The organism is Megasphaera sp. (assembly GCF_047831605.1).
In the GTDB taxonomy this organism is placed as follows: Bacteria; Bacillota; Negativicutes; order Veillonellales; family Megasphaeraceae; genus Megasphaera; species Megasphaera intestinihominis.
The window spans coordinates 1,005,473-1,018,933 of the sequence record NZ_CP181255.1 but is presented as its reverse complement, the minus strand read 5'-3'; the positions used below and the strand labels follow the sequence as shown (position 1 = coordinate 1,018,933).

The 13,461-nt window shown below is 55.5% G+C and carries 9 protein-coding genes and 1 pseudogene; 4 read left to right on the top strand and 6 right to left on the bottom strand.

The genetic code is table 11. The annotated features are described in order from the left end of the window. Positions 1 to 2 precede the first annotated feature (2 nt). The 6 genes and pseudogenes from ACFWUB_RS04905 to ACFWUB_RS04880 all read right to left on the bottom strand — a co-directional run bounded on the left by ACFWUB_RS04905 (position 3) and on the right by ACFWUB_RS04880 (position 8,364). The gene (locus tag ACFWUB_RS04905; RefSeq protein ID WP_020309715.1) at positions 3 to 1,412 is read right to left on the bottom strand and encodes an ammonium transporter; all 1,410 of its coding nucleotides are present in this window, start codon (positions 1,410 to 1,412) and stop codon (positions 3 to 5) included. A gap of 282 nt (positions 1,413 to 1,694) precedes the next feature. Further along, positions 1,695 to 2,066 carry an AEC family transporter gene (locus ACFWUB_RS04900; RefSeq protein WP_416184315.1) on the bottom strand — a complete coding sequence of 124 codons (372 nt, stop codon included), beginning with the start codon at positions 2,064 to 2,066 and terminating at the stop codon, positions 1,695 to 1,697. Positions 2,067 to 2,289: 223 nt separating this feature from the next. Next, positions 2,290 to 2,637, bottom strand: a pseudogene (locus ACFWUB_RS04895) (AEC family transporter); the annotation flags it as partial. Positions 2,638 to 2,741: 104 nt separating this feature from the next. Further along, the gene (locus tag ACFWUB_RS04890) at positions 2,742 to 3,935 is read right to left on the bottom strand and encodes a M20 metallopeptidase family protein (RefSeq protein ID WP_416184314.1); all 1,194 of its coding nucleotides are present in this window, start codon (positions 3,933 to 3,935) and stop codon (positions 2,742 to 2,744) included. A 98-nt stretch (positions 3,936 to 4,033) separates the two neighbouring features. Continuing rightward, on the bottom strand, positions 4,034 to 7,114 hold the full coding sequence (locus ACFWUB_RS04885) for an efflux RND transporter permease subunit (RefSeq protein WP_292299373.1): 3,081 nt from the start codon (positions 7,112 to 7,114) through the stop codon (positions 4,034 to 4,036). A gap of 5 nt (positions 7,115 to 7,119) precedes the next feature. Beyond that, positions 7,120 to 8,364 carry an efflux RND transporter periplasmic adaptor subunit gene (locus tag ACFWUB_RS04880; RefSeq protein WP_020309719.1) on the bottom strand — a complete coding sequence of 415 codons (1,245 nt, stop codon included), beginning with the start codon at positions 8,362 to 8,364 and terminating at the stop codon, positions 7,120 to 7,122. A 209-nt stretch (positions 8,365 to 8,573) separates the two neighbouring features. On the opposite strand from ACFWUB_RS04880, the gene ACFWUB_RS04875 reads away from it, so the two are divergent. The 4 genes from ACFWUB_RS04875 to ACFWUB_RS04860 all read left to right on the top strand — a co-directional run bounded on the left by ACFWUB_RS04875 (position 8,574) and on the right by ACFWUB_RS04860 (position 13,453). Continuing rightward, positions 8,574 to 10,148 (top strand): ClC family H(+)/Cl(-) exchange transporter, encoded by a 1,575-nt coding sequence (locus tag ACFWUB_RS04875; protein ID WP_416184387.1) that lies wholly within the window; start codon positions 8,574 to 8,576, stop codon positions 10,146 to 10,148. Positions 10,149 to 10,488: 340 nt separating this feature from the next. Continuing rightward, positions 10,489 to 10,962: a 3D domain-containing protein gene (locus ACFWUB_RS04870; RefSeq protein ID WP_020309721.1), complete on the top strand. Its 474-nt coding sequence runs from the start codon at positions 10,489 to 10,491 to the stop codon at positions 10,960 to 10,962. Positions 10,963 to 11,080: 118 nt separating this feature from the next. After that, positions 11,081 to 12,454, top strand: coding sequence for a bifunctional UDP-N-acetylglucosamine diphosphorylase/glucosamine-1-phosphate N-acetyltransferase GlmU (gene glmU, locus ACFWUB_RS04865; protein WP_416184313.1), 1,374 nt, complete (start codon positions 11,081 to 11,083; stop codon positions 12,452 to 12,454). Between the two features lie 33 nt (positions 12,455 to 12,487). Continuing rightward, positions 12,488 to 13,453, top strand: coding sequence for a ribose-phosphate diphosphokinase (locus ACFWUB_RS04860; protein ID WP_292281967.1), 966 nt, complete (start codon positions 12,488 to 12,490; stop codon positions 13,451 to 13,453). Positions 13,454 to 13,461 lie beyond the last annotated feature (8 nt).

The following is a 13,461-nucleotide window of genomic DNA, read 5'->3' as shown; positions in this document are numbered from 1 at the left end:
CTCTATAAGTTACGACCGTTAATGCCTGCGTTGTTGACGGCGGCATTGTCCAAGGATGCATTGCCGAGCGGCGTCGCCGGCGTTTCGCCGAAGGGGCTGCCGGACATGATAGCATAATTATAACCCCGTTCGCCGTGTTCGCCAATGTCCAGGCCTGTGATTTCTTCATTCTTATCGGTGCGGACCGTCATGAAGAGGCTGATGATCTTGAAGATGATGAACGTGCCGACAATGGCCAGGGCGTAAGCGACGACAGTGGAAATAATCTGAGCGACGAGCAGATCCGAGCTGCCGTAGAAGAGGCCGTCAGCCCCGGCCGGGTTGACTTCCGTCGTAGCCCAGAGGCCGGTGGCGATGGAGCCCCATGTACCGCCGATACCGTGGATACCGAAGGCGTCGAGGGAATCGTCGTAACCGAGTTTGGCTTTGACGACGGCGACGGCGAAGTAGCAGATGACACCGCCGACAGCGCCGATAATCAAGGCCGGCAGGGGAGCGACGAAGCCGGCTGCCGGGGTGATGGCAACCAGGCCGGCGATGCAGCCCGAAGCGGCACCGAGGATGGTCGGTTTACCCTGGACAATCCATTCGACAGCGACCCAGGTGACCGTAGCGGCAGCGGCAGCGGCCTGAGAAGCGATGAACGCGCTGGCAGCCAGTGCGTTGGCGCCGAGAGCACTGCCGGCGTTGAAACCGAACCAGCCGAACCAGAGGAGGGCTGCGCCGAGGACGGTCATAGGCAGGTTATGCGGAACCATGGGGATTTTCCCATAGCCATAGCGTTTGCCCAGGAGGACGCAGAGGGTCAGGCCCGAAACACCGGAGAGGATGTGGATGACCAGGCCGCCGGCGAAGTCGAGGGCACCGAGTTTAGCCAGGAAGCCGCCGCCCCAGACCCAGTGTGCCATGGGGTTGTAGATGAAGATAGCCCAGAGCAGGATGAAGACGACGAAAGCGTGGAACTTCATGCGTTCGGCGAAAGCGCCGGTAATCAGGGCCGGTGTGATGACGGCGAACATGCACTGGAAGGCGACGAAAGCCATTTCCGGAATCGTCCCGTTTTCCAGGACAGCCATGCCGACGCCGGTAAGACCGACTTTATCAAGAGAACCGATGAAACCATTAATATCCGTACCGAAAGTCATGGCATAGCCGATGAGGATCCATTCTACGGAAATCATGGCGACGATGAAGAAGCTCTGCATGATCGTCGTCAAGACGTTCTTGTTGCGGACCATGCCGCCGTAGAAGAAGCCAAGGCCCGGTGTCATGATGAATACCAGGGCTGCGCTGATGAGGACCCAGGCCGTATCGCCTGTATCGATCGTCCCCGGATCGGAAGCGAAGGCTGCCGGCGCTGCCATGAGCAGACACGGGAGCAGCACTCCTAAACGTGACCATAATTTTTTCATAATTCCCAACCTCCTGACAAATAAAAAAGATGCCTTTCCTGATGGAACCATCGGGGAAAAGACATCATTGTCTACTGTCATATTTTATTATCGCCAGAATATACGAAAAGCCTGGAAAGATAGTTTATGCTCTCTCTTTCCAGGCTCCTTTGCCGCTGCTATTCTGTTGATGAAATTATTATATAAGTAAAAACGCGTCATGTCAATAACTTTTTTTGAAATTCTTTTAATAAAAGTTAGGATATATCGATTTTAGTAACGAACAGATAAAAAGTATATCATTCAGACGAAAAGAATGTGCCCCAGGAAAATATAGAAAGTCAGGGATACGGCGCTCAGGGCCGTCGTGTTCATGACGACCTGCGTGGTGTAATCGGGGTTGTTGTCGAACTCGATGGCAAACAGGGCCGTATTGACGGCCGTCGGGATGGCACAGTAGATGAGGAAGACCGTGGCACTGACGGCTGTGAACGTGCCGGGCCGGAAGGCATTGGCCAGGTAGATCATGGCCAGGCCGATGAGGGGCAGGACCGTCATCTTGAGGATGCTGACAATCCAGACGTCCTTGTCGAGCCATTGGATCTTCGTCTGCGACAACTGGGCACCGATGCTGACCATGGCCAGGGGCAGGAGAGCCTTGCTGGCCATATCCATGATAGGACAGGAAGAAGTCCTTGGCGTCCCAGCCGACGTAGCGGGCGATGAGGGCCGCAGCCAGGACATAGAGCAGGGGCATGTGGAACATAACAGATAGCGTATCCCTGGCCGTCAGGCGGCCCCGGCCGGCCTGATAGAGGCCGAGCGTGTTGAGGGAGATGCTCTGGATCATGAAGATGATGATCTGTACAACCATAGCTTCGGCCAGATACGGCGTCTGGCCGTTGACGACGAAGGGGTCGTGGGAAAAGACGAGGATGATCAGGGCGACGCCGAGATTTCCCGTGTTGTTGAACATGAAGGCATTGCGGCACGATTCCAGCATGGCTGCATCGTAGTGGCGGATACGGCCGACGATGTTGGCGATGACGAAGCAGATGACCATGAAGATGGCGATGGCCGCGATGATGTTGATGCTCGTCGCCGGGAATTGCGTCGTATAGATATTGGTAAAGATGAAACTGGGGATGACCAGGAAAAACATGAGCTTCGATAAGGTCTTTACGTCGAGGTGGAATTTCTTATCGAGGAAATAACCGAGGACGACGAGAAAGAAAATGGGAAGCATCGTGTGTTCGATGATGAACCAGAATACCATGAGGGGTATCACTCCTTTTTCAAGATGGATACCCCTCATTATACGCTCAATATGGAATTAGACAACTGGGAAGCTCAGGCATAACTTTCAAAGTAATAGACGATGGTGAGCATCGTTTCGCACATGTACTTCAAGGCGTTGCTGTCCCAATGGAATTCCGGTGAATGGCCGATGACCGGTGCGTCGCTGTAGACGCCGACGTAGTAGAACGAGCTGGGCACGGCGGCGCTGAAATAAGCGAAGTCTTCCGAGCCGGAGCCGCGCTTCAAGGGGACCAGGTCGACGCGGTGGGAACAGTGGGCCTGGAGGATGTGGACGACCCGGTCGGTGACGCCGTCGTCATTGACGCAGACTGGCGAGAAGGGGACGACGTCCAGGTCGAAGGTGCCGCCGTAAGTGGTAGTGACATTTTTCAGGATGGCCTGAATGGCGTCGAGGATGCGTTTCCGCTTTTCTTCGTTATATGTCCGCAGGGTCCCTTTCAGTTCGGCCGTTTCCGGGATGACGTTCGGGTTGTGGCCGGCCTGGAACTGGCCGAAGGTGAGGACGACGCCGTCGCCGTCGGCATGGCAGTTGTAGACGAAGCTCTGGATGGACTGGATGATGTCGATGCCCATCTGGATGGGGCTGATGCACAGGAACGGCTGGGAGCCGTGGCCGCCGCGGCCGTGGAGGGTGATGGTGAAGTCGTCACAGGACGCCGAAATCTCACCGCGGCCGATGCCGACGTACCCCTTGGGCAGGCTGCCGGCGACGTGCAGGCCCAGGGCATAGTCGACGCGGGGGTTGTTGAGGATGCCGGCGTCGATCATGCGGGCGGCGCCGCCGTTGCCTTCTTCTGCCGGCTGGAAGGCCAGGCGGATCGTGCCGCGCAGGCAGTCTTTGTGCTTGTTGAGGATTTTGGCGACGCCCAGGAGATTGGCTGCATGGCCGTCATGGCCGCAGGCGTGCATGACGCCGTCGACGAGGGACGAATAAGGGCAGTCGAATTTTTCCGTCAGCGGCAGGGCGTCGATATCGGCCCGCAAGAGGATGACTGGACCGGGCAGGGCGCCGTGGATCAGGCCGGTGACGCCTGTGCCGGCGATGATTTTAACGTCTTCGATGCCCATGAGGGACAGTTCCTGGAATATCGTCTTGCACGTATCGAATTCTTTTTCACTCAATTCCGGATGGGCATGGAAATATTCGCGCATTTCCATCATATAAGGTAAAGTCTTGCGCACGGCTTCGTGAATATTAAATGTCGGTGTGTATCTATCGTTCATAGGTCAGTCCTCCTTCATTGAGCCCGATGCATTTTCTATATATGTATATATTATTCTATAATAAAACAAAAAATCCTGCCATCAGGGCAGGACTTTTTTTAGGCACTCTTTCGTCGGAACAGGCTGTGCTTTTCCATGAAGACGAAAAGAATCGGGATAATGACCAGTGTGAAGACTGTCGATGTCAGCAGGCCGCCGATGACGACGACGGCCATACTGGCCCGCGTTTCCGCCCCGGCCGTCATGGACAGGGCCGTAGGCAGCATGCCGACGACCATGGTCAGGGTGGTCATGAAGATAGGACGCAGCCGGACGCGGCCGGCCTGGATGACGGCGCTGCGCGGGTCCAGGCCCTGTTCGTGCATGAGGGTCAGCGTATAGTCCAGGAGGAGCGTCCCATTCTTGGCGACCAGGCCATCCATGACCAGGATGCCGATAAGGGAATAGAGGTTCAGCGTATTATTGGTCAAGAAGAGCAGGAACAGGGAGCCGATGAGGCCCAGGGGCAGCGAGAACATGCGGATGAATGGCGTCTTGACCGATTCATAGAGGATGGCCAGGATCATGAATATCAGGATGAGCGACAGGAGCAGGGCTTCGCCCAAGTCCGTGAAGGTCGTCGTCATCTGGTCGGCCTGGCCGGTGAAGCGGAAAGTCACGCCGTGCAGGTCCATGGCGTTCAGGTGATTCGCCACGTCCTGGATGACCTCGTTCAGCGGCCGTCCCTGAGGCGAGCCGCCGAGGGTGATGCTCCGTTCCTTGTCGGTCCGGCGGATCGTCACCGGTCCTGTCCCGGCCTGGACCTTGGCTACGTCGGCGATGTAAATGATGTGGCCGTTGGCGTTGAGGGGAATCGTTTCCAAGTCGGACAGGCGGAAGGCGTCGGCCCCTTTGAGGCGGACGTAGATATCCGTGTCGTTGTTGTCGTTTTTGGCGTCATTGGCCAGGACGCCGGCTTTCTGGCCGCTGATGGCATTGGAAAAGGTGTCGTTCAGATCGCTCAGGGACGTGCCGTATTGTTTCAGCTTATTACGGTCGACGACGAGCTGGTATTCGGGCATGCCGTCCTGGTAGGAGCTGCTGATGTCGCGCAGGCCGGCGATGTCGGTCTTCATCATCTGTTCGATAGCCCGTGACTGGGCCAGCAGGGCCTCGCTGTCCTTGCCGCGCAGTTCCAGGCGAAGGTTGCCTGAACCGCCGCCGAAGCCGCCTGTCGTCCCGGATACGGAAGCCTGGGCTTCTTTGACCCGGACGTCGCCGTCATAGATGTGGTCCGCAGCAAAGCGGCGCACGTCGTTGGTGACTTGCCATATCGTCCGCGACCGGTCGCGCCGGTCTTTCAGCGTTACCTGGATATTGGCCTGGTTCAGGCTCTTGCCGCCGATCATCGACGTATAGTACGTGACTTCCGGGACCGTCTTCAAGTAATCTTCGAGCTGGCGCGCTACTTTATCTGTCCGCGTCAGATTGGCATTGGTCGGCAGTTCGACGGTGATGCGGAAACTGCTTTCGTCAGTCTGGGGCATGAATTCCGAACCGACCAGGCCCGTCGGGATCAGGGCCGCTGCGGCGATGAACAGGACCAGGACGGGGATGACCAGCTTTTTGGCGTGATCCAGGCTCCAGGTCAGGATAGACGTATAGTGGTTGCGGGCGCTTTCTTCGATGGCGTCCATTTTATGCCAAATCGGTTTGTCCGGGATTTTCAGGCCCAGGCGGAACAGGCGCGATGCCAGCATCGGCGTCAGCGTAAAGGAAACGAAGAGGGAAAAGAGTGTGGCAAAGACGATGGTCAGGCCGAACTGTTTGAAATACTGGCCGACCATGCCCGTCATGAAGGCAATAGGCAGGAAAACGACGACATCGCAGAGGGTGATGGCGACAGCAGCCATGCCAATTTCCGACCGGCCGTGAAGGGCTGCTGATTTTGGTGCTTCGCCCTGCATGAGGTGGCGGTGGATGTTTTCCAATACGACAATCGAGTCGTCGACGAGGATGCCGATGCACAGGGCCATGCCCATGAGGGACATCATGTTAAAGGTGAAGCCGGCCAGGTACATGGCAAAAAAAGTAGAAATCAGGGATGTCGGAATGGCAATCATGACGGCCAGCGTCGATCGCCAGCCCCGGAGGAAGAAGAACAGGACCAGCCCTGTCGTGCACAGGCCTTCGATGAGGGTCTGCAGGGTATTGTGCAGGGAATTGCGGATATACGAAGCCGATTCATTGGTAATGGTAAAGGTATAGTCCGGATTGTCCTGGCGCAGTTCGTCCAGCTTTTTGGTCACATTGTCGACCGTGTTGACGACGTTGGCGTCGCTGTTCTTGTAAATGGCCATGACGACAGCATCGTCGCCGTTGACACGGGCATAACGCGTGACTCGCTGGTCCTGGCGCTTGATGGAGGCGACCGCCGTAATGGGAATCTTGGCACCCTTGGCATTGGTGACCTGGATTTGGGACAGTTCGCTTTCATCGGCGTACTGGGCTTTGACGCGGACGTCCGTCGTCGTGCCTGACGAATAAATCGTCCCCGACGGCATGAGGACGTTTTCCGCTTTCAAGGCTTTGACGACTTCTGCCAGGGTCATATCGTAGTGGATGAGCTTGTCCTTGTCGATTTCGACGGCGATTTCCTTATCACGGCCGCCGTTGAGCTCGATTTCCGAGACGCCATCGGCCTGCTGGAGGACATCTTGGAAATCATTTTCTGTCTTGCTGTAGATATCGTCCAGGGAGTGGGAAGATTGGACGGCGACGTACATGATCGGCGTCGCGTTGACGTCGCGCTTGATGACGACTGGCTCGTCGATATCGTCAGGCAGGCTGCCGCGGATGGCATTGATTTTTTTCGTAGCGTCAATGGCTGCCGCATCGGCATTGGCCGAAAAATCAAGCTCCAGCGTAATCCGGGCCTGGCCGTACGATGCCGTCGACGTCATATGTTTTAAATTAGACACAGAAGACAGAGCGTCTTCGGCAGGCTTGACGACCTGCTGTTCGACGGAATCGGCATTGGCACCGGGGTAGGAAATGGACACGGTGACGTACGGTGTGTTCAAGGCCGGCAGCAGTTCAACGCCGATGCGGTAGAAACTGAACAGGCCGAGGACGACGAAGAAGGCGATGACCATAGTGATGCCGATAGGGCGGTCGATAGAAAACTTAGTCAAATTCATGACGGTCACTGCCTTTCTTCGATGGATACGGTCGTACCGTCTTTGAGGCGGGCCAAGTTGGTTGTGGCGATGACGTCACCGTCATCGAGGCCGTCCGTGATTTCGATATAATCGTCGTTGCGCAGGCCCGTCGTGACCGTGCGGAGTTCAATCGTATCGTCAGGCCTGATGACGCAGACCTGAGCCTTCCCATCCTGTTCCGTCAAGGCGTCTTTGGGGATGAACAGGGTATCCGGTTTCTGCAGGACGTCGATGGACGACTGGGCGAACATGCCGCCGCGCAGCTTCGCGTCCGGCTGGGCCAGGGTGATGCGGACGACGTAGGTCTTGGTCGTATCGTCCATGGCCGGGCTGACGTAGGTAATATAGCCGTCGTAGTCCTGGGCTAGGGACTCGATGGATACGCTGACGGGCATCCCCTGCTGGATGGCGGCGACGTCGGCTTCGGACAGGGAACAGTCGATGTATACGCCGCTCGTATCGGTAATGGTCATGACTTTCGTGTTGGCCGCGGCCATGGCGCCGACTTCGGCGTTGCGGTAGGTGACGACGCCGGCCCGCGGGGCCCGCAGGGTCATGTCGTCGAGCTGCTGGGTCAGGCTGTCGACGGTATAGCCGGCTTTGGCCTGGGCGGCATATTTACTGGCCACACTGGCCGGGACGTCGCCGACATTCTGCGACTCCAGGTTGTCCAGGGCCGATTTGGCGACGATCAGGGCCTGATAGGCTGTATCCAGTTCCTGCTGGGAAATGGCGCCTTCGTTTTTCAGGACGGCATAGCGGTTGTAATTCATCTTGGCCGTGTCGTATTCGACTTCTGCTTTTTGCAGGTCTGAGCCGAATTGCGATTCCGCAGCCTTGGAATCGGCGACGGCCTGTTCCAGGGCTGCTTTATCCTGATTGAGGGTCAGGTTCGTGTCGACCGTATCCTGGATGAGCAGGACCTGGCCCGGCGCGACGACATCGCCGAGGTTGACGGCGACATCGGCGATTTTACCGGCGTATTTCGTGGAAATGTCGACCTGGGCGACGGGAACGGTCTGGCCGGACAGGGAAATCTTGCGCTTCATATCCTGGCGGGTCACGGTATACGCCGTGACCGATACGTTCTGGGCCGTGCCTTTTACTTTTGGGACGGCACTGGAATGGCTATAGAGATAAATGGCTATACAAGTCAGGAGAAAGATGAGGCCAAAGGCGATGGCCTTGGCCCGCGGGCTTTTTGGGAAATGGAAAGATGGCTGATTCATGGACAGGACTCCTATCGATGTGTTGTTTCTATCATAATGAGTCATTCTTTAAATAGCAACGATTTTTAGGAAATGCTTGCGAAAAATTTACGAAAACTTATATTTCGCCTTCTCTATAATACTATAATAGGGGATACCATCAGGAACCTGCGAAAGTTACGGGACTATGATATAATTTGGACATATGAATAGAAAGGATTGTGAAAGATATGCATGTCGATACACAGTTAGAAGCGGCTCTGCGGGCCCTCGACCATTGGCCTCGGTTCCGCCTGCGCCTTTTTTTTGAAGGCATCGTCGTCGGGATATTATCAGGAACGGTTATCAGCTTTTTTCGCTGGGGCCTGGAAATGGGGACGGTCTGGCGCCAATGGATCTATGCCAACGTCCTGGCCAGCGGCGGCGTACTCCTGAACCTGTCCTGGTTCGGCGTCTTATTGGCGGCGGCCCTGCTCTTATGGCGCCTGGGGATTTATGAACCCAATGCCGGCGGCAGCGGCATCCCCCAGGTAAAAGGCGTCATCTTGGGGGCCATCCGCATGCGCTGGCTGCGCATCCTCTGGGTCAAGCTCGTCGGCGGCATCGTCGGCATCGGCCTGGGCCTGTCCCTGGGCCGCGAAGGACCGTCCATCCAGATCGGTGCCGTCACCGCCCAGGGCTTGAGCCGGGATTTCGGCCGGACGCGGATGGAAGAACGCTATCTCATCACGGCCGGTGCCAGCGCCGGCCTGGCGGCGGCTTTCAATGCGCCGCTGGCAGGCGTCATGTTTGCCCTGGAGGAACTGCACCGCAATTTTTCCGGTGTCGTCCTGGCACCGTCCATGGCAGCGGCCCTATTGGCTACCATGGTCAGCCGTTACGTCTTTGGCCGGGCGCCGGTCTTCCATTTCGGCATGCTGCCGCCCTTTCCTCTCCGGTACATGTGGATTGTAGTTATTTTAGGAATTATTATCGGTTTTGCGGGCGTTATTTTCAATAAAGGCTTGCTGAATATTCATTATTTTTATGACTTACCCGTTTTTCGCAATCAATATATGCGCATTGCCTTTGCCTTATGCATGGCCGGCGTACTGGGCTATGTCTTCCCCGAAGTCCTTGGCGGCGGCAACGACCTGGTCAACAGTCTTTATACGCTGCCCTTGTCGCTGAAACTCTTTGCCGGCCTGCTCATCGGGAAGTTCCTCTTTACCCTGGTCAGCTATGGCTGCGGCGTTCCTGGCGGCTTCTTCCTGCCCATGCTGGTCCTGGGGGCTTTGACGGGCGGCATTACGGGCATCGTCTTCGTGCAGCTGGGCCTCATCTCTTCGTATTACTTATCTAACATCGTCGTCATCTCCATGGCTGCTTTTTTTGCGGCCTCGGTACAATCACCGGTTACGGGAACGATTCTCATCATGGAAATGACCAGCTCTTATGAACACCTGCTCGTCCTCTGTACGGCGTCACTGGTCGCTTTGGTCGTAGCCCAGCTCTGTCAGGGAGAACCGATTTACGAAGCCTTGCTGCAACGGAACTTGGCCAAGAATAAGCCTGTCTTATCGTCGGAAGAACGGCGGAATCTCTTGGAATTGACCGTATCCAGCGGCAGTCAGGCCGATGGGAAATATATCGGCCGCATCGCCTGGCCGGCTCATACGGTCATCGTCGATGTCAAGCGTGGCAGTGGTGACATCATCCCCGATGACGATACGTGTCTGCGCGCAGGGGACTACCTTTATGTCCTTACGGATTCTGTCGAAGGGGCCGAATCCATAAGAAATATTGTGGAGAAGACAAAGTCTTGAAATAGGTAAAAATGCATAATAATTATAAAAAACTAGCACCAGGTACTAAAAAACACAACTCAAAGTTGAGTATTAACGGCCATATACTGATTGGATAACGTGCAGAATAGAGTATAAAATCATCGGAAATGAATTATAATTATCAATTTTTTTGACTTATGGTGGGAAGTTTGCTATAATTCAGGACGTACTTGATATTGTGTTCGTTCAAAGAGGTGGTTTTTTGAGAAATCGTATACTGATATTAATGACAACAATCTGCATGTTCGCGTTTACATCCCTGGCTTGTGCTAGCGTTCAAATGGGTATGAGTGGCTCTGTCGTACAGAGCGTTCAATATATGCTTCAGGATACGGGCTATCTGTCCGGTAGTGCTGATGGTGATTTTGGTCCCTCGACAGAAGCTGCTGTCGAACAGTTCCAGGCTGACCACGGCCTCACGGCAGACGGCGTCGTCGGCTCCCAGACCATGGAAGCCCTGTCGGAAGCCAGTGGCCGTCCGATCCCTGAAGAATCGTCTTCGACGGAAGGCTATCAGCGTCGTCTTGTCATGGAAGCTACGGCTTACACCGCTGAAGATGGCGGCGGTGATGGCTACACGGCAACGGGACAGTATCTCCAGCGCGGCATGGTTGCCGTCGACCCCGATGTCATTCCCCTCGGCTCGCAGCTCTACATTGAAGGCTATGGCTATGCCGTAGCTGCCGATACGGGCGGAGCTATCGTCGGTGACCGCATCGACCTGGCCATGGATTCGACCAGCGAAGCCCTGGACTTCGGCCGTCGTGATGTCGTTGTCTATGTATTAGGTTAATACGAGCTATTGGATAAAAGAGGCGTCTTTATGTGACAGCCTCTTTTTTTTCGCCCCGTTTTGTGTTATCCTTAAATGGACATTATATAGTTATGGAATTCAGGGAGGCTATAACTGGATGAAAAATACTATTGCACTTATCCTCGCTGCCGGCAAGGGGACGCGTATGAAGTCGAAGTTCCCCAAGGTTTTGCACAAAGTCGGCGGCGTCCCGATGGTCGAACAGGTACTGCGGGCTGTCAAAGCAGCCGGGACGCAGCGCCAGGTCGTCGTCGTCGGGTTTGGCGGTGAAACGGTCCGGGATTACCTCGGTGATCAGGCCGAAACTGTCATGCAGAAAGAACAGCTCGGCACAGGCCATGCTGTCCTGCAGGCCGAACCGCTGCTCCAGGGTGAAGCTGGCACCCTCCTTGTCACCTGTGGCGATACGCCGCTGGTCACGAAGGAAACGTTTACAGCCCTTATCCACTGTCATGAACAGAGCGGCGCAGCTGCGACGGTCCTGACGGCACATATGCCGGATCCGACCGGTTACGGCCGCGTCATCCGCGATGAAAAAGGGCAGGTCGTCAAAATCGTCGAACAGAAAGACGGCACGCCGGAAGAACTGGCAGTCGACGAAGTAAACGCCGGCATTTACTGCTTTGATATGTCTCTCTTGTGGGATATGCTTCACAACGTCACCAATGACAACGCGCAAGGTGAATACTATCTGACCGATATCATCGGCATGCTCGTATCGGCAGGCAAAGTCGTCAGTGCCTTTGCTGCGCCGTCCTATGCGGAAACACTCGGTGTAAACTCGCGTCAGCAGATGGCCGAAGCCGAACGGGTCCTGCGCCAGCGTAAACTGGATGAACTCATGACCGATGGCGTTTCCATCATCGATCCGAATAACACCTATGTAGATACGACGGTCACCGTCGGCCGCGACACCGTCCTTTATCCGGGGACGATCCTCGAAGGCGATACGGTTATCGGCGAAGGCTGCCAGGTCGGCCCGTACGTCCGCATGACTAACGTCAAGATGGGCGATGACGACCATGTCCAGTTCATGTATGCTCATGACTGCGAAATCAAGAACGGCTGTGAAATCGGCCCATTCGTCCATTTCCGGCCCAATACGGTCATCGGCAATCAGGTCAAAGTCGGCAACTATATGGAAGTCAAGAACTCCACCGTCGGCGATGGCACGAAACTGCCGCACCTCAGCTACATCGGCGACAGCGATGTCGGCAGTGGTGTCAATATCGGCTGCGGGACGATCACTGTCAATTACGACGGCAAGATCAAACACCGCACGACCATTGGCGACCATGCCTTCGTAGGCTGCAACAGCAACCTGGTCGCACCGGTCAAAGTCGGCGACTATGCCTATGTCGGCGCCGGTTCGACGATTACCAAGGATATTCCGGCCAAAGCCTTATCCGTTGCCCGGGCACGGCAGCGCAACATTGAAGGCTGGGTCAAGGAAGATACATATAAAAAATAACAATTAATCACTACTTACACAGGGAGGCTCACTATGAGTTACGAAGACGGGAAAAAGCTGAAGATTTTTACGGGGAATGCCAATCCGGAATTGGCCAGGGAAATTGCCGATTACCTCGGTTTGGAACTGGGCAAAGCCTTTGTTGGCAAATTCAACAATGGTGAAATCCAGGTCATGATCGACGAAAGTGTCCGCGGTAAGGACGTATTCGTCATCCAGCCGACTTGTCAGCCGGCCAATGACACCCTGATGGAACTGCTCATCATGGCAGATGCCCTCAAACGCGCTTCGGCTAAACACATTACCGCCGTTGTTCCGTATTATGGTTATGCACGTCAGGACCGCAAGACCCGCGGCCGTGAACCGATTACATCCAAACTGGTTGCTGATTTGATGACGACAGCCGGCATTACCCGCGTCGTTACCATGGACTTGCATGCCGGCCAGATCCAGGGCTTCTTCGACATCCCTGTCGATCACCTCGGCTCGGCTTCCATCATTGCCAAATACATCAATCAGAAAAAAGAAGAAACGGATATGGGCGACATCGTCGTCGTATCTCCTGACCTCGGTGGCGTAACGCGTGCCCGCGATCTGGCTGACCGCGTCAATGCACCTATCGCCATCATCGAAAAACGCCGTCCCCGTCCGGGCGTTGCTGAAGTCATGAACATCATCGGCGACATCAAAGGCAAGACCTGCATCCTCGTCGACGATATCGTTGATACGGCTGGTTCCTTGTGCGGTGGCGCGAAAGCCCTGAAAGAAATGGGTGCTTCCCGTGTCTTCGCTGCCTGCGCTCACGCTGTCCTCACCGACCCGGCTGTCGAACGCATCCAGAAATCAGTCATTTCCGAACTGATCATCACCAATACCATTCCTTTGCCGCAGGAAAAACAGATCGATAAGATCAAAGTCCTTTCGGTCGCACCGCTCCTCGGCGAAGCTATCATGCGCATCTTCCACGACGTTTCCGTAAGCCGTCTCTTCGATAAATAAGGGACCTG